This window comes from Phenylobacterium sp. CCH9-H3 (genome assembly GCF_001557235.1).
Classification (GTDB): Bacteria; Pseudomonadota; Alphaproteobacteria; order Caulobacterales; family Caulobacteraceae; genus Phenylobacterium.
This window is the reverse complement of the sequence record NZ_LSJI01000246.1, coordinates 1-19717: the sequence shown is the minus strand read 5'-3', so window position 1 is coordinate 19717 and position 19717 is coordinate 1. Positions and strand designations below refer to the sequence as shown.

The window sequence follows — 19717 nt, the reverse complement described above, 5'->3', positions numbered from 1 at the left end:
GCCGCCTATGCTGGCGGTCTGCACCGTCAGCCTCGCGCGCCGATCGGCGTTCGACAAGGGAAAACGGTCGGACCCGGCCGTTACGGCGCGAACCGCCCCTCCATCCAGGCGCCCGCGAGGCGGATCGCCCGACGGGCGGCCTGCAGGCCGCCACTCCAGGCGTGGAAGACGTGGATCATCTCGGGCCAGACCTCCAGCCGGACGTCGACGCGGGCGTGGGCCAGGACGTCGGCCAGGGTGATGCTGTCGCTGAGGAGCGCCTCTTCCGACCCGGTCTGGATCAGGATGGGCGCGACACCTGCGAAATCCCCGAACATCGGCGACGCCAGCGGGTCGCGAGCGTCCAAGCCGCCCAGGTACATCAGGGCGTTCTGGTCGAGGCTCGCCTTGCTGATCATCGGATCGGTGTCAGCCTTGGTGCGATAGCTGGCGCCGGACTGGGTCAGGTCGGCCCATGGGCTGATGACGAAGAACCCGGCGGGCTGCGGCGCATCCTCGCTCTTGAGCGCCAAGGCCAACGCCAGGGCCAGGCCGCCGCCTGCGGAGTCCCCCGCCACGATCACCCGCCGGGGGTCCGAACCGCCGTCGAGCAGAGCCCGATACGCCGCGACGGCGTCCTCCACCGCGGCCGGGAACCGGTGCTCCGGCCCCAGGCGGTAGTCCGCGGCGACGGCGACCGAGCGGGCCGCCTCGGCGATGCGGGCCACCATCGGCCGATGGCTGCGCGGGCTGCCCGCCGTATAGGCGCCGCCGTGCAGATAGAGGATCGTGCGGCCCGCCGCCGCGCCCTGGGGAACCACCCGCTCGCACCTCACGCCGCCCAGGGTGACGGGTTCGTGAAAGCAGCCGGTTGGCAGGGCGCCGATCTCGCCCACGGCGTCCATGGCGGCGCGGCGTTCGGCCACGGTGGGCGGGGGCGCATCCGGTCCGGGCTGGCGCGCCGCCAGCAGCGCGCGCACGCCGGCGATCTCCGGATCGTTCCAGCTGGTCATGCCGCCCGCCCCATCGCGACTCGCCGCATTGCCTTGAGAGCCCACCCTGTTCATACCGAGCCCCTCAGAATCGCACCACCTTTCCAGCACCGATGTCCCAGCCCAGCGCCAAGCCCCTGCCCGATCTGTTCGACGACGCGCTGAACCCCGCGCCGGCGTCGCCGCTGGCCGAGAGCCATGAGCCGCGCCCGGACGCTCCGGCGGCCGGCAAGCCCTCCGGCTACTCGGCCGCCGACATCGAGGTGCTGGAAGGCCTGGAGCCGGTCCGCAAGCGGCCGGGCATGTACATCGGCGGCACGGACGAGCGGGCGCTGCACCACCTGTTCGCCGAAGTGCTCGACAACGCCATGGACGAGGCGGTGGCCGGCCATGCCAAGGTCATCACCGTCAGCCTCGACGCCGAGGGCGCCCTGAGCGTCACCGACGACGGCCGGGGCATCCCGGTCGACCCCCACCCGAAATACCCGGGCAAGTCGGCCCTGGAAGTGATCATGACCGTCCTGCACTCGGGCGGGAAGTTCTCGGGCAAGGCCTACGAGACCTCCGGCGGCCTGCACGGCGTCGGCGTCTCGGTGGTGAACGCCCTCAGCGAACGCGTCGAGGTCACCGCCTGGAAGGACGGCTTCGAGTGGCGCCAGGCCTTCACGCGCGGCAAGGCGCTCGGGCCGATCGAGAAGCTTGGCCCCACGCGGAAGAAGGGCACCCAGATCAGCTTCACGCCCGACCCGGTGATCTTCGGCGAGGGCGTGGCGTTCAAGCCGGCGCGCCTCTACCGGATGGCCCGGTCCAAGGCCTATCTCTTCGGCGGCGTCGAGATCCGCTGGAAGTGCGATCCCAGCCGGATCCACGACCAGACCCCGCCGGACGCCGTGTTCCGGTTCCCCAACGGCTTGGCCGACTTCCTGGCCGAGCGCATCAAGGGGCTGGAGACCGTGACGCCCGAGCCCTTCGCCGGCCGCTACGAGCGCCCGGGCGAGGCCGGCAAGGTGGAGTGGGCCGTGGCCTGGACGCCGGCCGGCTTCGGCGAGGCCGACAGCTTCATGCAGTCCTACTGCAACACCGTGCCGACCCCCGAGGGCGGCACGCATGAGGCCGGCCTGCGCGCGGTCCTGACCCGCGGCCTCAAGCAATACGCCGAGCTCACCGGCGAAAAGCGGGGCGGCCTGATCACCGCCGACGATGTGATCTCCCAGGCCGGCGCCCTGGTCAGCGTGTTCATCCGCGACCCCGAGTTCCAGGGCCAGACCAAGGAGAAGCTGTCCTCCACCGAGGCCCAGCGGCTGGTGGAGAAGGCCCTCGCCGACCCCTTCGACCACTGGCTCACCGCCCAGCCCAAGGCCGCGAGCACCCTGCTGCAGTTCGTGGTCGAGCGCGCCGAGGAGCGCCTGAAGCGGCGCAAGGACAAGGAGGTCGCCCGCGCCTCCGCCACCCGCAAGCTGCGCCTGCCGGGCAAGCTGGCGGATTGCGCCGGGTCCTCCACCGAGGGCACCGAGCTGTTCCTGGTCGAGGGCGACTCGGCCGGCGGCTCGGCCAAGCAGGCCCGCGACCGCAAGACCCAGGCGATCCTGCCCCTGCGCGGCAAGATCCTGAACGTCGCCTCGGCCTCCATCGACAAGTTCGGCGGCAACAAGGAGCTCTCGGACCTCTTGCTGGCGCTGGGCGCGCAGACGGGTTCGAAGTTCAGGGAGGAAGACCTCCGCTACGACCGCGTCGTGATCATGACCGACGCCGACGTGGACGGCGCCCACATCGCGAGCCTCCTGATCACCTTCTTCTACCGGACGATGCCGGACCTGATCCGCAATGGGCGGCTCTACCTGGCCCTGCCCCCACTCTACCGGCTGAGTCACGGCGGCAAGGCGGTCTATGCCCGCGACAACGAACACCGCGACGAACTGCTGGCCACCGAGTTCAAAGGCAAGAAGCCCGAGATCAGCCGGTTCAAGGGCCTGGGCGAGATGATGCCCGCCCAGCTGAAGGAAACCACCATGGACCCGAAGAGCCGCACGCTGGCCCGGGTCACCCTGCCCCGCGCGGAGGAGGTGGTGGAGGACCTGGTGGAACGGCTGATGGGCCGCAAGCCCGAGGCGCGGTTCCAGTTCATCCAGGAGAACGCCGAGTTCGCCGCCGCCGACCTGGACATCTAGGAACGGCCCCGCGCGCTCCGACGTTTCGCCAAGCGAGACAGGAGCGCGAGATGGCGAAGAAGCAGAAGAAGGCCAAGGGCCTGATCCCCAAGAAGATCGCCGGCGTGAAGGTGCCCAGGTCGGTGCGCAAGGGCCGGTTCGGCGAACTGCTGGCCTCGAAGACGGGCCAGGCGGTCATCGCCCAGGCCATCCTCGGCGCCGGCGCGGTCGCGGCGGGCATGAAGGCCAAGGAGAGCCCCAAGGTCCGCAAGCTGGCCAAGGACGCCGGCGAGACCGTGTCGGATACGGCGCACGATGCGCGCCGGCAGGCGGCCGACGCCGGCGCGAACCTGGCCTACGCCGTCGGCCTGGCCGCCCGCACCTTCGTGGACGCCCTGCGCGAGGGCGAGCCGCGGTCGTTCAGGTCGTCGGGCGAGGCCGAGGCCGAACGCTGGACGCCTGACTACGGGGCGCCGGACCCTGTCGCCCGCCGCAAGGGCGCCGCGTCCCCGATCGCCCGCGGCTGACGCTCAAACGGCCGGCGTGCGGAAGGCTCATTGAACCCTGATCGCCGCGGTGCGTTGACAGCGGAGCCGTCCGCCGTATGTTCCGCGCGCGTGCCGATCTCCGTCCACGCCTCCGCGTCGCGCCGTACCCGTTTTGCGGGAGCGCCCCGCACCATCGTTAGCGAATGACCGAATTTTCCGACCTGGGCCTGTCGCCCGCGACCCTTAAGGCCGTCGCCGAAACCGGCTACACGACCGCCACGCCGATTCAGGGCGAGGCCATCCCCGTGGCCTTGCAGGGACTGGATGTCCTGGGCATCGCCCAGACGGGCACCGGCAAGACCGCCGCCTTCACCCTGCCGATGATCGACCGGTTGGCGGCCGGCCGCTCCAAGGCGCGGATGCCGCGGGCGCTCGTGATCGCCCCCACCCGCGAACTTGCCGACCAGGTCGCCGCCTCGTTCGAGAAGTACGCCAAGGGCCAGAAGCTCAGCTGGGCCCTGCTGATCGGCGGCGTGTCGTTCAGCGACCAGGAGCAGAAGCTGGACCGCGGCGTGGACGTGCTGATCGCCACGCCCGGCCGCCTGCTGGACCACTTCGAGCGCGGCAAGCTCCTGATGACCGGCGTCCAGATCATGGTGGTCGACGAAGCCGACCGCATGCTGGACATGGGCTTCATCCCGGACCTGGAGCGGATCTTCAAGCTCACCCCGGCGAAGAAGCAGACGCTGTTCTTCTCGGCGACCATGCCGCCCGAGATCACCCGGCTGACCAAGCAGTTCCTGCGCGATCCGGTCCGGATCGAGGCCTCGCGCCCCGCCACGACCGCCGAGACGATCACCCAGAACCTGGTTCGCATCCCGACGGCCGACCCCAAGGCCAAGCGCACGGCCCTGCGCGAGCTGATCGCGCGCGCCGACGTGAAGAACGGCATCGTCTTCTGCAACCGCAAGTCGGAAGTCGACATCGTCGCCAAGTCGCTGAAGAAGCACGGCCTGGACGCCGCGCCGATCCACGGCGACCTGGACCAATCGACGCGCATGCGGACGCTGGAAAGCTTCCGCAGCGGCGAGCTGCGCCTCCTGTGCGCCTCGGACGTGGCGGCGCGCGGCCTGGACATCCCGGCCGTCAGCCACGTGTTCAATTACGACGTCCCGCACCACGCCGACGACTACGTCCACCGCATCGGCCGGACCGGCCGCGCGGGGCGCCTCGGCCAGGCGTTCATGATCGTGACGCCGGCCGACAGCCGGAACCTCGACAAGGTGCTGAAGCTGATCGGCAAGGTCCCGGAAGAGATCGTGCTGGAAGGCATCGACTGGAGCAGCATCAAGGACGAGCCGCGCGCCGGCGGCCGGGGCCGGGGCGAGCGGGATCGCGGCCCGGGCCGCGGCCGCGAGCGGAGCGGGCGTGACCGCGACCGTACGCCGCGCGAGGAGCGGCCGCGCCGTTCGGAGGCTCAGGAACCCGAGATCGTCGCCAGCGCCCCTGCGCCCGAGGCCCAGGAAGCTCCCGCCCGCCCGCGCCGCGAGCGCGCGCCGCGCGAGGAGCGTCCGCGCCGCGCCGACCGGAGCGAACGTCCCGAGCGGAGCGACCGCCCGGAACGCGCCGAGCGTCCGGAGCGCGAGGCCAGGCCCGAACGCTCGGAACGCCCGGATCGCGAGCGTCGGCCCGAACGTCGCCGCGACCGCGACGACAACGACCGCGACCAGGTGGTGGGCTTCGGCGCCGACACGCCCGCCTTCCTGATGCGCGCGGCGCCCATTCGTCCCAGCGAAGAATAGTCTTCGCCTTTAACGCGTCGTTTGGGGTCCCGCCTTTAAGTTGCGGGTCATGTCGTCGGACATCGATTCAATTCTCCGCAGCCCCAAGGCCTATCTCTGGGCCCGCAAGGCGATCGAGGCCATGGAGGCCCATAGGGTCTGGCCGACCGCGCTCAACTTCGAGCTGTGGCTGCACTATGTTGCCGCCAAGGACAGTACGGTCGCCGCGGAGATCAACACCGTCCTGCAGTCGGGGACGCCGTTCACCGACCAGGTGGGCGAGAAGATCGCAGCCCAGCACCTTCCGGCGGCCAAGCTGTCGGGCGAGATCCTGGACGCCGGCAAGAGCCTGTCCCAGGAACTGGACAGCGTTCACCGGGCGATCGAGAGCGCCCGGGAAACCAGCGAGACCTACAGCCAGCAACTGGCCACCGCCAGCCAGTCGCTGGAGGAACAGGACAGCGACGCCGTCCGCGCCATGGTCGAGAACCTGAGCGTCGCGACCCGCAAGGTCCGCGAGGAAAACCAGGCCCTCGAAAGCCAGCTGGCCGACACCACCGACGAACTGGGCCGCCTGCGCGAACACCTGGAGCAGGTGCGCCGCGACGCCATGACCGACGCCCTGACCAACCTGGCGAACCGCAAGGCGTTCGACGAGAACCTGGAAGCCACGTGCGCCCAGGCCGAGGCGCGCACCGAGCCGGCGACCCTGGCCGTGGTCGACATCGACCACTTCAAGGTCTTCAACGACACCTGGGGCCATCAGACCGGCGACCAGGTGATCCGCTACGTGGCCAGCGTGATCGGCCGCGTGGCCGAGGGCGCCCGCTTCGCCGCCCGCTACGGCGGCGAGGAATTCGCGGTGATCTTCCCCGGCGAGAAGAGCGAGGTGGCCCTGGCCGCCCTGGAAAGCGCCCGGGAGGAGATCTCGTCCCGCATCCTCAAGCGCCGCTCGACCAACGAGGACCTGGGCGCGATCACCATTTCCACCGGCATCGCGGAATTCCGTCCGGGCGACACCCCGGCCGCCCTGCTGGAGCGGGCCGACGGGGCGCTCTACGCCTCCAAGCGGGCTGGGCGCAACCGCACCTCCCTCGCGGACATGGGCTCGACGGCGCACCGCGCCGCCTAAAGCCTTTCTGCCAGCTTTCCCTTGGCTGACGCCGGGGTATCTTGCGCTGAGTTGAACCCGAGAGTTCATCCAGGGAGGACGCCATGGACGGCGCGCAGGCCACCCCGAAGGTCAAGACATCCATCGACGACGGCGTCGGCATCATCACGCTTTCCGACCCCGGCACGCTGAACGCGGCGGGCATGGATCTGATGGGCGACCTCACGGCGGCCTTCGAGGACTTCGCCTATGGGGACAAGGTCCGGGCGATCGTCCTCACCGGCGAAGGCCGCGGCTTCTGCTCGGGCGCCAACCTCTCCGGCGGTGGCGTGGCCGGCCGCGCCCAGCCCGCGGCGGGGCCCAACCAGTCGCTGATCGGCACCTTCAACCCCTTTGTTTCGGCGCTTCGCAAGTCGCCCAAGCCGCTCGTCTCGGCGGTGAATGGCGTGGCCGCGGGGGTCGGCGTCTCGCTGGCCCTGGCGGCGGACCTCGCCGTGGCGGCCGAAAGCGCCTACTTCCTGCTCGCCTTCCGCCGCATCGGCCTGGTGCCTGACGGCGGCGCCACCTGGATGCTGCCGCGCCTGGTGGGCAAGGCCCGCGCCATGGAGCTGATGCTGCTGGGCGAGAAGCTGCCGGCCAAGACCGCCGTCGAATGGGGCCTGATCAACAGGTGCGTGCCGGACGCCGAGCTGATGGGCGCCGCCATGCAATACGCGCACGCCCTGGCCGACGGGCCGGCCTCGCTGGGGCTGACACGCAACCTGGTCTGGGACGCCCTCGATTCGAGCTGGCAGGCGCAGCTGGAGGCCGAGGCCTACGCCCAGGGCGCCGCCCAGCGCACCACGGACGCCCGCGAAGGCGTCATGGCCTTCGTCGAGAAGCGGCCCGCCAAGTTCACCGGCCGCTAGCGGCCACAGGCGCAGACGCTGTAAGACCCTCGCAAGCCGCTTGCGAGGGTCCTTTCGTGCTGACTGTCCACCACCTGAACAATTCCCGCTCGCAGCGGGTGCTCTGGCTGTTGGAGGAGCTCGAGGTCCCCTACGAGCTCGTGCGCTACGAGCGCGACGCCAAGACGATGCTGGCCCCGCCGGAGCTGAAGGCGATCCATCCGCTGGGCAAGTCCCCGGTCATCGCCGACGACGGCGAGGTGATGGCCGAGACGGGGGCGATCGTCGAGTACGTCCTCGAACGCTACGGCCAGGGCCGGCTCGCGCCGGCCGCGGGGACTCCGGCCGCCCACCGCCTGCGCTACTGGCTGCACTATGCCGAGGGCTCGGCCATGCCGCCGCTCCTGATGAAGCTGGTGTTCGGCCGCCTGCCCGCGGGCGCGCCGGCGCTGTTGCGGCCGATCGTGTCGGGCATCGCCAAGAAGGCGCAGACCAGCTTCATCGACCCGCAACTCGCCGCGCACTTCGACTACTGGGAAGACGAGCTGGGCAAGGCCGAGTGGTTCGCCGGCGAGACCTTCAGCGCCGCCGACATCATGATGAGCTTCCCGCTGGAGGCCGCCGCCGACCGGGCCGCGGCGCGCGTGGGTCGGCCGAAGCTGGCCGCCTTCCTGAAGCGGATCCACGTGCGGCCGGCCTATCGGCAGGCGCTGGAGCGCGGGGGCCCCTACGCCTACGCGGACGATTAACGGCCGCCGCGGTCGCGCCGCAGCTTTTCAAGCTCCTGCTCGATCAGGCGGTCGCGCATGCCTTCGCCGTTCATGTAGACGCTGGCGGCGTGGGCGCCGAGGCCGATGCCCCAGCCCAGCATCGGCCAGATCGCCCAGAAATAGTCGCGCGACGTCAGCAGATTGATCGCCACCAAGCTGGCGTTGACCAGCACATAGGCCATGAGGTGGCTGCGGAAGGCCAGCTTCATGTCGGCGCGGCGGATCGCCAGTCGGCGCAGTTCGACGTCGTCGGTCATGTCTGTCCCCGGATCATTGGCCACAGGATAACCGCTCTTCCGCGTCAGTCGAGTTTCGCGGGCTGAATGGTCACGCTTTCGCCACAACCGCAGGCATCGGTCTCGTTCGGATTGCGGAACACGAACTTCGCCGAGAGCTTGGTGACCTCGTAGTCGATCTCCGAACCCACCAGGAACAGCACCGCCTTGGGCTCGACCAGGATGGTGACGCCCTTGTCCTCGATCACCTCGTCCAGGGGCTCGCGGGTCTCGGCGTACTCCAGGACATACTCCTGCCCAGCGCAGCCGCCGTTCTTCACCCCGACCCGCAGCCCGGCGTAGGGCTTGTCGGCCTTGGCCATGATCTCCTTCACCCGCGCGGCCGCGGCGTCCGACAGGGTGACCACCTTGGGGCGCGGGCGACGCGGACGGGGCGTGGGGGTGATGTCGAGGTGCGTCATCAGAACATGTTCAGGGCTAGCTTGGCCTCGTCGCTCATGCGCGAGGGGTCCCACGGCGGGTCGAACACCAGGTCCACCTTCACGGAGCGGATCTCGGGAATCTCCCGCACCGCATCCTCAACCCAGCCCGGCATCTCGCCGGCCACCGGGCAACCCGGCGCCGTCAGGGTCATGTCGATGGCGACGTCTTTGTCATCGGAGACATCGACCTTGTACACCAGGCCCAGCTCGTAGATGTCGACCGGGATCTCCGGGTCGAACACCGTCTTCAGCTTCTCGATGAGCTGGTCGGTCAGCACGTCGAGCTCCGCCTGGCTGAGGGGCGGCGACTTGCTCTCGATGGGTGCGGCGTCGTCCATGGGTGTCATGCTACGCAAAGAAGGCCTGGGTCTTGGTCAAGGCGTCCACGAAGGCGTCGGCCTCTTCCACGGTGTTATATAGGGCGAAGGAGGCGCGCGCGCTCGACGTGACGCCGAAGCGCCGCATCAGCGGCTCCGCGCAATGGGTTCCGGCCCGGACCGCGACCCCATAGCGATCGAGGATCTGGGCCACGTCATGGGCGTGCGCGCCGTCGACGGTGAAGGAGAGGATGGCCCCCTTCCCCGGCGCTTCGCCGATGACCCGCAGCCAGTTGGCGCCCGCCAGGCGCTCCCGGACGTGGGCGTAGAGATGGTGCTCATGGGCGGCGATGGCGGCGCGGTCTTGAGCGGCCAGCCAGTCGATGGCTGCGCCCAGGCCGATGGCCTCCAGGATCGGCGGCGTGCCGGCCTCGAAGCGGTGTGGCGGGTCGGCGTAGGTGATCTCGTCCAGGCTCACCGAGCCGATCATCTCGCCGCCGCCCTGGTAGGGCGGGAGCGCGGCCAGGCGCTCGGCCTTGCCATAGAGGATGCCGATGCCGGTGGGGCCGTACAGCTTGTGGCCCGAGAACACGTAGAAGTCGGCGTCGATGTCCTTCACGTCTACAGGCTTGTGGACGATGGCCTGGCAGCCGTCGAACAGGACCAGCGCGCCGGCGTCGTGCGCCATGCGGGCCAGCGACTTGGCGTCGTTGATGGTGCCCAGGACGTTGGACATGTGGCTCAGCGCCACCACACGGGTCTTGGGCCCCAGCAGGCGCTGGTAGGCCTCCAGGTCCAGGGCGCCGTCGTCCGTGACCGGCACGAACTTCAGGACCACGCCCTTGTGCTCGCGCAGGAAGTGCCAGGGCACGATGTTGGCGTGGTGCTCCATCTCCGAGAGCACGATCTCGTCGCCGGGATGCAGCGTGGCGCCCAGACCCGCCGCCACCAGGTTCACCGCCTCGGTGCCGCCCTTGGTGAAGACGATCTCGGTCTCGTGGGCGCCGATGAACGCGGCCGCCTTGCGGCGGGCCGCCTCGTAGGCGTCGGTGGTCTCGTTGGCCAGGGTGTGCAGGCCGCGATGGACGTTCGCATAGGAGTATTCCATCGCGTGGCGCATCGCCTCGATCACCGCGCGCGGCTTCTGGGCCGAGGCGGCGCTGTCGAGGTAGACCAGCGGCTTGCCGTGCACCTGGCGCGACAGGATCGGGAACTCGCTGCGGACCTGTTCGGCGTCGAAGGCCATGCTCAGCCCCTCAGCCTATCGCCGACCCAGGCGCGGACGATCTCGCGCGCCGGCTCGTGCGCGATGCGGTCGACGACCTCGCCGATGAAGGCTTCGGTCAGCAGAGCGCGGGCCTCGGCCTCGGGAATGCCCCGCTGGCGGGCGTAGAACAGGGCGTCGTCGTCCAGGGCCCCCACCGTGTTGCCGTGCGCGCAGGAGACGTCGTCGGCGTAGATCTCCAGTTCGGGCTTGGCGTCGACCTCGGCCCGGTCGGACAGGATCAGGGCATGGTGGCCCATGCGGGCGTCGGTGCGGTCCGCGCCCTCCGCCACCACGATCTTGCCCTGGAACACCGCCCGCGCCTGGTCGCGGACCACGCCCTTGGTGAGCTGCTGGGTCGTCCCATCCACGGCCTCGTGGGTCACCGCCGTGGTGAGATCGGCGTGGCGCCTGTCGGCCAGCAGATAGACGCCGTCCAGGCGCAGGTCCGCATGGCCGCCGGGGTGACGGACCACCGTTTCAAGCCGCTGGCGGCGGGCGCCGGAGGTCAGGACGCTCTGCGCGAAGCTGGCGCCGGGGGCCAGATCGACCTCGGCCTGGCTTACCGTCACGCCTTCTGCGCCGTCGGACGCCAGTACGATGCGCTCGACGGCCGCGTCCTTGCCCAGGCTCAGCATCAGACCCGTCTGGCTGAGATAGCCGCCGGCGTCGCCTTCGTAGCTTTCCAGGATCGTCAGCCGCCCGGCGACCTCCACATCCACGGAAATGCGGGCCGCATGGGCGCCGTCGCCGCGGGAGACGATGCGCAAGGCCACGACCTTGGATTCCCCGGGCTCGACGCCGATGTGGGCCGCGCCCCGGCCGTTGGCGACGACCAGCACCTCGTCGGCGAGGGCGTCGAACGGCCCCGCCGGCAGCGAGGCCAGGTCCAACTCAGGCGACGGCGCCGGAACCTGGCGGATCAGGCCGCGCAGGTCGGTCCAGCGCCAGGCCTCGTCGCGCTTGCCGGGAAGCTCGGCCGCGTCCCGCGTCCGTATGGCGGAGAGGACGCTCAAGCGGCCCTCGCGTACTTGTCGTAGCCTTCGCGCTCCAGCTCCAGCGCCAGGTCGGGTCCGCCGGTGGCGACGATGCGGCCGCCGGCCAGCACGTGGACCTTGTCGGGTTTGATGTAGTCCAGCAGGCGCTGGTAGTGGGTGATCACCAGCATGGCGCGGTCGGGCGAGCGCAGGGCGTTGACGCCGTCGGCCACGATGCGCAGGGCGTCGATGTCCAGGCCGCTGTCGGTCTCGTCGAGGATCAGGAAGCGGGGCGAGAGCATCGCCATCTGGAAGATCTCCATCCGCTTCTTCTCGCCGCCGGAGAAGCCGACGTTCAGGGCGCGCTTCAGCATGTCGAAGTCGATCTTCAGCTCGGCGGCCTTGGCGCGGGCCAGCTTCAGGAACTCGGGGGCCGTCACCTCGGGCTCGCCGCGGGCCTTGCGCTGGGCGTTGAGCGCCGTGCGGATGAAGGTAAGCGCCGGAACCCCTGGAATTTCCAGGGGATATTGGAACGACAGGAACACGCCTTTGGCCGCCCGTTCGTTGGGCTCCAGGGCCAGCAGATCTTCACCCTCGAGGGTGACCGTGCCGCTTTTCACCTCGTAGCCGCTGCGGCCGGTCAGGACGTAGCTCAGCGTCGACTTGCCGGCGCCGTTGGGGCCCATGATCGCGTGGACCTCGCCCGCAGGCACCTCCAGGGAGAGCCCTTTCAGGATCTCCTTGTCCTCGACGGCGGCGTGCAGGTTGGAAACGGACAGCATTCTAGCGGGCCTCATCGGCGAGGAACTGGGCCATGACCTTCAGCGCGTCCTCGACGCTCTCGACGGTCTCCTGTTTGCGGGGCGTGCCGGAACCCGGCGCGCCGCCGCGCTTGTCGGACAGCGTGACGCTGGCCTTGCCGCCCTCGAAGTAGGCGGCGATGCGATAGTTGGCGTGGTCCACCGAGACCGTGTAGCGGCGGACGTCCGCGCTGAGGTTCCGGCCGGCCAGGAAGCCGGCGTCCGCGGTGACGGCGGCGTGCAGCGCCTGGGCATTGGCCAGGTCGGCCTCCTGCTGTCGCCGCTCGGCCTCCTCGCGGGCGCGGCGTTCCATCTCGCGACGCGCGAACTCGGTCTCGAACGCGTCTTTCAGCGTCAGAACCCTGGGCTTGCGCGTCCGGGTGGTCACAGCTCCACCGCCTTCTTGTCCTCGATCTTCTCGACGACGCGCACGTCCGCGCCGCTGCCGTGGGCGAAGGCGTAGGTCTCGCCGCTCTCGTCCAGGTAGCATTCGAGGTCGAACAGGCCCGACTCAGGGTCGAGCAGCGTGATCGCCGTCGCCCGCGTTCCGGCGGGGATCTCGGTCGGCGCCGGATCGCAGTTGCCCGCCGCGGTGGACGCCAGGGCGCGCAGCAGCACGACCCCGTCCCACTCCCGCAACATGTTGCCCTCGGCGTCGACCGCCGTCTGCTCGCCCTCGTAGGTCGGCCGCCCCGTCATCCCACACTCCCCTCTAGCGATATGGCCACCAGCTTCTGGGCCTCTACCGCGAACTCCATGGGCAACTCTTGCAGCACGTCCTTGACGAAACCATTGACCAGCAGTTGCACCGCCTCCTCCTGGCTGAGGCCGCGCTGCATGGCGTAGAAGAGCTGATCCTCCGACAGGCGGGTCGTGGTCGCCTCGTGCTCGAACTTCGACTGGCCGTTGCGGGCCTCGATGTAGGGCACGGTGTGGGCGGCGCAGTGCTTGCCGATCAGCAGGCTGTCGCACTGGGTGAAGTTGCGCGCGCCCTTGGCCTTGGGATGGGCCGAGACCAGGCCGCGGTAGGTGTTGGACGATTTGCCGGCGCTGATCCCCTTGGAGATGATCCGGGAGCGGGTGTTGGCGCCCAGGTGGATCATCTTGGTGCCGGTGTCGGCCTGCTGGCGACCGTTGGTGATGGCGATGGAGTAGAACTCGCCCGAGCTCTCGTTCCCGCGCAGGACGCAGGAGGGATATTTCCAGGTGATCGACGAGCCGGTCTCGACCTGGGTCCACGACACCTTCGAGCGGTCGCCGCGGCAGTCGGCGCGTTTGGTGACGAAGTTGTAGATGCCGCCCTTCCCCGTCTCCGGATCGCCCGGGTACCAGTTCTGGACCGTGGAATATTTGATCTCGGCGTCGTCCAGGACGACCAGCTCGACCACGGCGGCGTGCAGCTGGTTCTCGTCGCGCATGGGGGCCGTGCAGCCCTCCAGGTACGAGACGTAGGCCCCCTTGTCGGCGATGATCAGGGTGCGCTCGAACTGGCCGGAATTCTCGGCGTTGATCCGGAAATAGGTGGAAAGCTCCATCGGGCAGCGCACGCCCGGCGGCACATAGACGAAGCTGCCGTCCGAGAAGACCGCGGCGTTCAGGCAGGCGAAATAGTTGTCGCTGACCGGCACCACCGAGCCCAGGTACTTCTGGACGAGCTCGGGGTGCTCGCGGATCGCCTCGCTCATGGAGCAGAAGATGACGCCAGCCTGGGCCAGCTCCTTCTTGAAGGTGGTCACCACGCTGACGCTGTCGAACACCGCGTCCACGGCATAGCGGGGCGCGCCCTCGACGCCGGCCAGAACCTCCTGCTCGCGCAGGGGGATGCCCAGCTTCTTGTAGGTTTCCAAGAGGTCGGGATCGACCTCGTCGAGGCTCTTGGGCCCCTCCTTCTTCTTCGGCGCGGCGTAGTAGTAGCTGTCCTGGTAGTCGATGCGCGGGAAGCTGACCTTGGCCCAGTCGGGCTCTTCCATGGCCAGCCAGCGCTCGAAGGCGTCCAGGCGCCAGGCCAGCATCCACTCCGGCTCGTCCTTCTTGGCCGAGATGAAGCGGACGATGTCGGCGTTCAGGCCCTTGGGCGCGAAGTCCTGCTCGATGTCGGTGACGAAGCCGTGCTTGTACTTCTCGAGCGAGGCGACGTGTTCGACGGTCTGTTTGACGGCGGCCATCAGGCGACCTCCCCGACTGTGCTGGTGGGGCGGCGGGCGACGTGGCGGGCGTGGGCTTCCAGCCAGGCGTCGGCGAACCGGGTCCAATCTGCTTCGCTCGTGTCCCAGCCGCCACTGACGCGGATCGCCGCAGGGGCCAGGTCGGCCTGGCCCATGGCGACCAGGACGTGGCTGGCCTTCACCTTGCCCGACGAACAGGCCGAGCCGGCGCTGACCATCACGCCGGCGAGGTCCAGGGCCATGAGCTGGCGGTCGGCGTCCCAGCCGGGCGTGGCGACGCAGAGGGTGTTGGCCAGGCGCGGCTCGCCCTCGCCCAGGACCACCGCGCCCGCCGCCTTCAGCCGGGCGGCGGCCGCGTCGCGCCAGGCCGGATCCCCGACGCCGGACACGACCTTAGCCGCCGCGCCGAAGCCACTGATTCCCGGGATATTCTCGGTGCCCGCGCGCCGGCCGCGCTCCTGGCCGCCGCCGTGCTGGATACGCACCATGGTGGCGCGGGGACCGAAGGTCAGGGCGCCCACGCCCTGCGGCCCGCCCATCTTGTGCGCCGAGATCGACAGGGTGTCGGCGCCCAGGGCGCGGCTGTCGATCGGCATCTTGCCGGCGGCCTGGATCGCGTCGACGTGCAGCCAGCCGTTCGCGGCGCGGACCAGCTCCGACGCCTCGGACACCGGCTGGATCACGCCGGTCTCGTTGTTGGCCAGCATCAGGGCCACGAAGGGCCGCCCGTCGCCCTCGTCCCACGCCGCCAGCCGCTCGCGCAGCCAGGCGAGGTCGGCCACGCCGCTGGCGGTCACCGGCAGGTATTCCACCGCTGCGTCCGAAGCCTTGGCTGTCTCCAGGACGCTGTCGTGTTCGATGGCCGAAACGATCAGCCGCCGCGAGCCGGTCGCCACAGCGCTCAGGATGGCCAGGGCGTTGGCCTCGGTCCCGCCGCTGGTGAAGATGACCGTCGAGGCCGGGGCGGCGATCAGGGCGGCGACATCGGCCCGCGCCTGCTCCATCACAGCCCGCGCGGCCCGTCCGGCGGCATGCACCGACGACGGATTGCCGACCGCCTCCAGCGTCCGGGTCACCGCCTCGATCGCCTCGGGGCGGACGCGCGCGGTGGCGTTATGGTCGAGGTAAAGGCTCATGCGGCGCGGCGCAGCCTTCCGCCGATGACGTCCGCAAGGCTCACGGAGGCCAGGTAGTCTTCGATCTTGTCGCCCAGGTCGGCCCAGAGGTCGTGGGTGAGGCAGCGCTCGCCGCGGATCATGCAGCCCTGCCCGGCCTTGTCGCAGCGCGTGGCGCGCAGGGGCTCGTCCACCGCATGGACGATCTCGGCGATGCTGGTGGCCGAGGCGTCGCGGGCGAGGCGATAGCCGCCCCCCGGTCCGCGGGCGCTCTTCACCAGGCCCTTGCGGCGCAGGCGGGCGAACAACTGCTCAAGATAGCTCAGCGAAATCTCCTGCCGGGCGGCGATATCGGCCAGCGCCACGGCGCGGCAGGCGTCGCTTTCGCGGCGCGCGAGGTCGGCCATCGCCATCACGGCATAGCGGCCTTTCGTGGAGAGACGCATGGATTTGACCCGATGCAGTTTTCGCGCGCATCCGGGGCGGCCTATGTTATTAGCCCCGCCTCGCTCGAAGCGGGGGTCGCGCCGGATGGCTGCGACTTAGGAAGACCGACTAAAACAGTCAAGTATTCTACGCCAAAGAAGAGGGTCGAATGCCAGAGGTGGTTCTGACCGGCGCAGCCGGGCGGATCGAGGGGCGCTACTCCCAGGGCAAGAGCGAGACCGCGCCGGTCGCTCTGATCCTGCACCCGCACCCCAAGGCGGGCGGCCAGATGAACAATCCGGTGGCCGTGCAGCTTTTCCACCTGTTCATGAAGCGGGGCTTCTCGGTCCTGCGCTTCAACTTCCGCGGCGTGGGCCGCAGCCAGGGCGAATTCGACGGCGGGATCGGCGAACTGGCAGATGCGGCGACGGCCCTGGACTGGCTGCAGTCCACCAACCCCGCGGCCTCGCAATGCTGGGTGGCCGGCTATTCCTTCGGCGCCTGGGTGGGCATGCAGCTGCTGATGCGCCGGCCCGAGACGGACGGCTTCATCTCGGTCTCGCCGCCGACCAACGCCTACGACTTCTCGTTCCTGGCCCCCTGCCCCGCCTCCGGCCTGATCCTGCACGGCCAGAACGACACCGTGGTGCCGCCGATCGACGTGGAGCGCGTCGTCTCCAAGCTGCGCACGCAGAAGGGCATCGTGATCGACTACGACGTGGTCGAGGGCGCCAGCCACTTCTGGATGGAGAACCTGCCGGACGTGGAGCGCCGCGTCGGCGACTATCTGGACAAGCGCCTGGCGGCGAACCCGGCCTGACCTGTCATACCGGTTTTTGGCGCAGCCAAAGACCGGGATGACAGGGGTAGGGAGAGGCGCATGACCACCTCCGAAGACGCCATCCGCGCGCGGCGGAAGCTGACCAACAAGCTGATCGCGACGCACGAGGCGCAGCGCCTGCGGCCGTTCTTCACGCCCGACGTGAAACTGATCGTCGGCGACGGCAGTCTGATCCTGGGCGTCGATGCGGTGGTGGACGCCTTTGCGGCCCAGTTCGCCGATCCCGCGTTCAAGACCTATGTGCGCGAGACCGAGCGGGTGTCTCTCGACGCTGACGGCCAGCGGGCGGCCGAGCATGGGGCCTGGACCGGCCGCTGGGCCGACCATGAGATGTCCGGAACCTACCTCGCCGTCTGGCGCAAGGTCACCGGCCAATGGCTCATCGAGAGCGAGCTCTACGTCACCCTGAGCTAGAACCAGCGGCGGTGGGTGCGCTGGAGCGCCTCCGCCACCTCGGCGACGAAGGCGGCCGACCGCCGATCGGCGCCATCCGGAACCAGGACCCGGTCGCGCGCGCCGTCGGCCGGCCGCCAGGATAAAGCCTGGGCAGCGGCTGGGGTTCGTCCGCTGGACGTGGGGGATGTCGGCTCGTCCATGGCTGCAGGATGCTGGCCCGCCGTGCAGCGGCGGCGGCCCGCGGTGTGGAGATTCCGTGCAGGTCAGTCGGCGCGCGGCAGCGTCACCCGGAACGTGGCGCCAGCACCGCCGTCCATCAGCTCGATCCGACCGTGGCTGGCGGCCAGAAGCGAGCGGGCGATGGAGAGGCCGAGCCCCGTACCGCCCTGGGCGCGCCGGCTGGTGAAGAACGGCTCGAACAGGCGCTCGCGGTCGGCGTGCGGCACGCCGGGGCCATCGTCGGAGACCGTCAGAAAGACCTCCGCACCCTCGGTCATGGCCGAGACCTTCGCGCTCCTGGCGCCGGCCTGGCGGGCGTTCTGCAACAGGATGGTCAGCACGCTCTCCAGCGTCGTCAGCGGCGCCGCCACGGCCGGAACCGTCCGCGCCACGTCCACCTCCACCGGGAAGCCCGCGGCGTCGGCGGCGCGCCGGGCGGGCTCCGCCAGGTCGACCGACGCTCCGGCCTCCGGCGTGGCCATGTCCGCGCGGGCCAGGTCCAGGAGACGCGTGACCAGCTGGGAGAGCCGCTCGCTGTCGCCGGCGATGTTGTCGAGGAAGCGCCGCCGATCCTGTGGCGACATGGTCTCGAAGTGGTCCTGCAGCAGTTCCACCGCGCCGGTGATGCCCGCGAGCGGGGTCTTGAACTCGTGGCTGACCGCGGCGGCGAAGTCGCGCAGGTAGCCGGAGCGTCGATCGATCGCCTCGGCCATGGCGCGGAAGTCCTCGTAGAGGTCCCGGATCTCGACGGCGGCGGTCCGCGGCGTGCGCGGGATCACGCCGCCGCCCCCGGCCACCTGGCGCGACGCGGCGCTGAGCTTCTCGATCGGCAGCGTGACGCCCCGGGCGATCAGACCCGAGACCACCACCAGGAGGCCAAGGATCACGCCCGCGGCGATGGCGAACTTGCCGCGGTCTTCGTACAGGCCGCGGAAGAGCGCCCGCGGCGACCGCGATAGCAGCACCACGCCCTTCACCTGGTCGCCGACCAGGATCGGCCGGGCGTGGTGCAGGCGGATGCCCGAGGCCTTGCTGAGCCATTCGAAACGGTAGAGCGGCCGGTAGTCGCCGTTTTCGCGCAGGACGGTTCGGGAACGCCCGCCGAGCGCGGCCTTGACCTCGGGCAGCGCGGAATAGTCCTCGCCGTCGGGCGAGACGCCGCGCGCATCCAGGATCACCGCCGAGGCCAGGGTGGTCCGCGTGGTCCGCTCGACCACCGGCTCCAGCGCCCGGGCGACGCCCACGGCCTGCGGATCAGGCGTCCGGCGAACGGCCGGCGGCGGCGGACGCTCCGGCAGGACCGCGTCGCGGCTGAGGTCGATGGTGGTGAACTCGGGCCGGAAGTAGCCATCCGGCGGCTTCTCCGGCCGCGGGACCGGCGAGGGCGCGCCGGGCCAGCCCACGGCGGCCATGGCGGCGATGGCCGCGCCCTGGGCGACCAGCTCGGCCTCGGTCTGGCGGACCAGGGTGTTCTCGTAGACCCGCAGCGAGATGGCGCCGATGGCGGGCATGGCGGCCGCGAACACCAGCACGCCGAACAGGATGGTGCGCAGCCGCAGCGCCGGCCACCACCGCGCGATCAGGTCCTTGAGCCGCTCGATCAAGCCGGCTGGCCGAGGCAGGGCCCGAGGCGATAGCCGACGCCGGCCCGCGTCTCGACCACGTCATGGCCGCCCAGGGCCGCGAACTTGCCCCGCAGGTTGCGCACGTGGCTGTCGATGGTGCGGTCGGTGATGGCGAAGCCGGGTCCGTGAAGGCGGTCGATGATGGCGTCGCGGCTGAACACCCGGGTGGGCGCGCTCATCAGGATCCGCAGGATGCCGAACTCGGTCACGGTCAGCGCCGCCTCGGCTTCGCCCCAGCGGGCGATCCAGCTCTCCGGATCGAGCTTCAGGCGGCCCTGGCTGAGGACGGCTTCGGTCGGCGGCGGCGGGGCGCTGCGCGCCCGGCGCAGGATCGCCTGGACGCGGGCGGTGACCTCGCGCGGGCTGAAGGGCTTCACGACATAGTCGTCGGCGCCCAGTTCGATGCCGAGGATGCGGTCGATCTCGTCGTCGCGGGACGAGAGGAACAGGATCGGCAGGTCGCCCTGCGCCCGCAGGCGGCGGCACACCTCCAGCCCGTCCAGCTTGGGCATGTTGATGTCCAGGACGACGAGGTCCGGCCGCTGCTGGTCCACGGCCGCCAGCGCGGCCTCGCCGTCCTCGGCCTCGCGGGCGGACAGGCCGGCCTTCTCCAGGGCGAAGACCAGGAGCTGGCGGATGTGCGGATCGTCGTCGACGACGAGGACCTGGGGCATGGAGCTCATGTTCCGGGGTTCGGGG

General features: G+C 70.2%; 23 protein-coding genes. 8 read left to right on the top strand and 15 right to left on the bottom strand.

The window, feature by feature from the left end; all coding sequences use genetic code 11:
- Positions 1 to 80 precede the first annotated feature (80 nt).
- On the bottom strand, positions 81 to 992 hold the full coding sequence (locus AX721_RS21700) for an alpha/beta hydrolase (protein WP_068878057.1): 912 nt from the start codon (positions 990 to 992) through the stop codon (positions 81 to 83).
- Between the two features lie 92 nt (positions 993 to 1084).
- Between AX721_RS21700 and parE the strand changes: the two genes are divergently transcribed.
- From parE to AX721_RS21670, 6 genes are all read left to right on the top strand, one after another.
- Complete coding sequence (gene parE, locus AX721_RS21695; RefSeq protein WP_068878056.1) at positions 1085 to 3139, top strand: DNA topoisomerase IV subunit B; 2055 nt, start codon at positions 1085 to 1087, stop codon at positions 3137 to 3139.
- Positions 3140 to 3189: 50 nt separating this feature from the next.
- A complete protein-coding gene (locus AX721_RS21690) occupies positions 3190 to 3645 on the top strand; it encodes a hypothetical protein (protein WP_068878055.1) in 456 nt (151 codons plus the stop codon).
- 164 nt (positions 3646 to 3809) lie between these two features.
- Complete coding sequence (locus AX721_RS21685; protein ID WP_068878054.1) at positions 3810 to 5408, top strand: DEAD/DEAH box helicase; 1599 nt, start codon at positions 3810 to 3812, stop codon at positions 5406 to 5408.
- A gap of 49 nt (positions 5409 to 5457) precedes the next feature.
- Positions 5458 to 6519, top strand: coding sequence for a GGDEF domain-containing protein (locus tag AX721_RS21680; protein ID WP_068878053.1), 1062 nt, complete (start codon positions 5458 to 5460; stop codon positions 6517 to 6519).
- An 83-nt stretch (positions 6520 to 6602) separates the two neighbouring features.
- A complete protein-coding gene (locus tag AX721_RS21675; protein ID WP_068878052.1) occupies positions 6603 to 7406 on the top strand; it encodes an enoyl-CoA hydratase/isomerase in 804 nt (267 codons plus the stop codon).
- Between the two features lie 56 nt (positions 7407 to 7462).
- Entirely contained in the window at positions 7463 to 8134 is a 672-nt protein-coding gene (locus AX721_RS21670; RefSeq protein ID WP_068878051.1) for a glutathione S-transferase family protein, read from the top strand.
- Here AX721_RS21670 and AX721_RS21665 read toward each other — a convergent pair.
- The 11 genes from AX721_RS21665 to AX721_RS21615 are packed head-to-tail and all read right to left on the bottom strand — an operon-like array spanning position 8131 to position 15957.
- On the bottom strand, positions 8131 to 8412 hold the full coding sequence (locus AX721_RS21665; protein WP_068878050.1) for a 2TM domain-containing protein: 282 nt from the start codon (positions 8410 to 8412) through the stop codon (positions 8131 to 8133). The two genes, AX721_RS21670 and AX721_RS21665, sit on opposite strands and share 4 nt — an antisense overlap.
- Positions 8413 to 8456: 44 nt before the next feature.
- Positions 8457 to 8852 carry an iron-sulfur cluster assembly accessory protein gene (locus tag AX721_RS21660; RefSeq protein ID WP_068878049.1) on the bottom strand — a complete coding sequence of 132 codons (396 nt, stop codon included), beginning with the start codon at positions 8850 to 8852 and terminating at the stop codon, positions 8457 to 8459.
- The gene (locus AX721_RS21655; protein WP_068878048.1) at positions 8852 to 9211 is read right to left on the bottom strand and encodes an SUF system Fe-S cluster assembly protein; all 360 of its coding nucleotides are present in this window, start codon (positions 9209 to 9211) and stop codon (positions 8852 to 8854) included. The genes AX721_RS21660 and AX721_RS21655 overlap by 1 nt, the downstream gene beginning before the upstream one ends.
- A gap of 10 nt (positions 9212 to 9221) precedes the next feature.
- Complete coding sequence (locus AX721_RS21650) at positions 9222 to 10436, bottom strand: cysteine desulfurase (protein WP_068878047.1); 1215 nt, start codon at positions 10434 to 10436, stop codon at positions 9222 to 9224.
- Between the two features lie 2 nt (positions 10437 to 10438).
- Entirely contained in the window at positions 10439 to 11470 is a 1032-nt protein-coding gene (gene sufD, locus AX721_RS21645; RefSeq protein WP_068878046.1) for a Fe-S cluster assembly protein SufD, read from the bottom strand.
- Positions 11467 to 12213, bottom strand: coding sequence for a Fe-S cluster assembly ATPase SufC (sufC, locus tag AX721_RS21640; protein ID WP_068878045.1), 747 nt, complete (start codon positions 12211 to 12213; stop codon positions 11467 to 11469). Before sufC ends, sufD begins: the two co-directional genes overlap by 4 nt.
- 1 nt (position 12214) lies before the next feature.
- Positions 12215 to 12619, bottom strand: a complete 405-nt coding sequence (locus tag AX721_RS21635) for a hypothetical protein (RefSeq protein WP_068878044.1) — start codon at positions 12617 to 12619, stop codon at positions 12215 to 12217.
- On the bottom strand, positions 12616 to 12930 hold the full coding sequence (locus AX721_RS21630) for a hypothetical protein (protein WP_068878043.1): 315 nt from the start codon (positions 12928 to 12930) through the stop codon (positions 12616 to 12618). The genes AX721_RS21635 and AX721_RS21630 overlap by 4 nt, the downstream gene beginning before the upstream one ends.
- Complete coding sequence (gene sufB, locus AX721_RS21625; RefSeq protein WP_068878042.1) at positions 12927 to 14396, bottom strand: Fe-S cluster assembly protein SufB; 1470 nt, start codon at positions 14394 to 14396, stop codon at positions 12927 to 12929. Before sufB ends, AX721_RS21630 begins: the two co-directional genes overlap by 4 nt.
- The gene (locus AX721_RS21620) at positions 14396 to 15532 is read right to left on the bottom strand and encodes a cysteine desulfurase family protein (RefSeq protein ID WP_068878041.1); all 1137 of its coding nucleotides are present in this window, start codon (positions 15530 to 15532) and stop codon (positions 14396 to 14398) included. Before AX721_RS21620 ends, sufB begins: the two co-directional genes overlap by 1 nt.
- Positions 15529 to 15957: an Rrf2 family transcriptional regulator gene (locus tag AX721_RS21615; protein ID WP_068878040.1), complete on the bottom strand. Its 429-nt coding sequence runs from the start codon at positions 15955 to 15957 to the stop codon at positions 15529 to 15531. Before AX721_RS21615 ends, AX721_RS21620 begins: the two co-directional genes overlap by 4 nt.
- A gap of 149 nt (positions 15958 to 16106) precedes the next feature.
- Here AX721_RS21615 and AX721_RS21610 point away from each other — a divergent pair, with 149 nt between their 5' ends.
- Together AX721_RS21610 and AX721_RS21605 are read left to right on the top strand one after the other, a co-directional pair.
- A complete protein-coding gene (locus AX721_RS21610; RefSeq protein WP_068878039.1) occupies positions 16107 to 16757 on the top strand; it encodes an alpha/beta hydrolase in 651 nt (216 codons plus the stop codon).
- Positions 16758 to 16817: 60 nt separating this feature from the next.
- A complete protein-coding gene (locus tag AX721_RS21605; RefSeq protein ID WP_068878038.1) occupies positions 16818 to 17192 on the top strand; it encodes a DUF4440 domain-containing protein in 375 nt (124 codons plus the stop codon).
- Here the strand turns inward: AX721_RS21605 and AX721_RS27565 are convergent.
- From AX721_RS27565 to AX721_RS21595, 3 genes are all read right to left on the bottom strand, one after another.
- Positions 17189 to 17374, bottom strand: coding sequence for a hypothetical protein (locus AX721_RS27565; protein WP_156467320.1), 186 nt, complete (start codon positions 17372 to 17374; stop codon positions 17189 to 17191). The two genes, AX721_RS21605 and AX721_RS27565, sit on opposite strands and share 4 nt — an antisense overlap.
- Positions 17375 to 17437: 63 nt before the next feature.
- Positions 17438 to 18997, bottom strand: coding sequence for a HAMP domain-containing sensor histidine kinase (locus tag AX721_RS21600; RefSeq protein WP_068878037.1), 1560 nt, complete (start codon positions 18995 to 18997; stop codon positions 17438 to 17440).
- Positions 18994 to 19692 (bottom strand): response regulator transcription factor, encoded by a 699-nt coding sequence (locus AX721_RS21595; protein WP_068879230.1) that lies wholly within the window; start codon positions 19690 to 19692, stop codon positions 18994 to 18996. The genes AX721_RS21600 and AX721_RS21595 overlap by 4 nt, the downstream gene beginning before the upstream one ends.
- Positions 19693 to 19717 lie beyond the last annotated feature (25 nt).

What these genes read in the sequence shown, in the direction of transcription:
- AX721_RS21700 (WP_068878057.1), bottom strand. Translation starts at nt 992, where the DNA reads ATGACCAGCTGGAACGATCCGGAGATCGCCGGCGTGCGCGCGCTGCTG.
- parE (WP_068878056.1), top strand. Translation starts at nt 1,085, where the DNA reads ATGTCCCAGCCCAGCGCCAAGCCCCTGCCCGATCTGTTCGACGACGCG.
- AX721_RS21690 (WP_068878055.1), top strand. Translation starts at nt 3,190, where the DNA reads ATGGCGAAGAAGCAGAAGAAGGCCAAGGGCCTGATCCCCAAGAAGATC.
- AX721_RS21685 (WP_068878054.1), top strand. Translation starts at nt 3,810, where the DNA reads ATGACCGAATTTTCCGACCTGGGCCTGTCGCCCGCGACCCTTAAGGCC.
- AX721_RS21680 (WP_068878053.1), top strand. Translation starts at nt 5,458, where the DNA reads ATGTCGTCGGACATCGATTCAATTCTCCGCAGCCCCAAGGCCTATCTC.
- AX721_RS21675 (WP_068878052.1), top strand. Translation starts at nt 6,603, where the DNA reads ATGGACGGCGCGCAGGCCACCCCGAAGGTCAAGACATCCATCGACGAC.
- AX721_RS21665 (WP_068878050.1), bottom strand. Translation starts at nt 8,412, where the DNA reads ATGACCGACGACGTCGAACTGCGCCGACTGGCGATCCGCCGCGCCGAC.
- AX721_RS21660 (WP_068878049.1), bottom strand. Translation starts at nt 8,852, where the DNA reads ATGACGCACCTCGACATCACCCCCACGCCCCGTCCGCGTCGCCCGCGC.
- AX721_RS21655 (WP_068878048.1), bottom strand. Translation starts at nt 9,211, where the DNA reads ATGGACGACGCCGCACCCATCGAGAGCAAGTCGCCGCCCCTCAGCCAG.
- AX721_RS21650 (WP_068878047.1), bottom strand. Translation starts at nt 10,436, where the DNA reads ATGGCCTTCGACGCCGAACAGGTCCGCAGCGAGTTCCCGATCCTGTCG.
- sufC (WP_068878045.1), bottom strand. Translation starts at nt 12,213, where the DNA reads ATGCTGTCCGTTTCCAACCTGCACGCCGCCGTCGAGGACAAGGAGATC.
- AX721_RS21630 (WP_068878043.1), bottom strand. Translation starts at nt 12,930, where the DNA reads ATGACGGGGCGGCCGACCTACGAGGGCGAGCAGACGGCGGTCGACGCC.
- sufB (WP_068878042.1), bottom strand. Translation starts at nt 14,396, where the DNA reads ATGGCCGCCGTCAAACAGACCGTCGAACACGTCGCCTCGCTCGAGAAG.
- AX721_RS21620 (WP_068878041.1), bottom strand. Translation starts at nt 15,532, where the DNA reads ATGAGCCTTTACCTCGACCATAACGCCACCGCGCGCGTCCGCCCCGAG.
- AX721_RS21615 (WP_068878040.1), bottom strand. Translation starts at nt 15,957, where the DNA reads ATGCGTCTCTCCACGAAAGGCCGCTATGCCGTGATGGCGATGGCCGAC.
- AX721_RS21610 (WP_068878039.1), top strand. Translation starts at nt 16,107, where the DNA reads ATGCCAGAGGTGGTTCTGACCGGCGCAGCCGGGCGGATCGAGGGGCGC.
- AX721_RS21605 (WP_068878038.1), top strand. Translation starts at nt 16,818, where the DNA reads ATGACCACCTCCGAAGACGCCATCCGCGCGCGGCGGAAGCTGACCAAC.
- AX721_RS27565 (WP_156467320.1), bottom strand. Translation starts at nt 17,374, where the DNA reads ATGGACGAGCCGACATCCCCCACGTCCAGCGGACGAACCCCAGCCGCT.
- AX721_RS21595 (WP_068879230.1), bottom strand. Translation starts at nt 19,692, where the DNA reads ATGCCCCAGGTCCTCGTCGTCGACGACGATCCGCACATCCGCCAGCTC.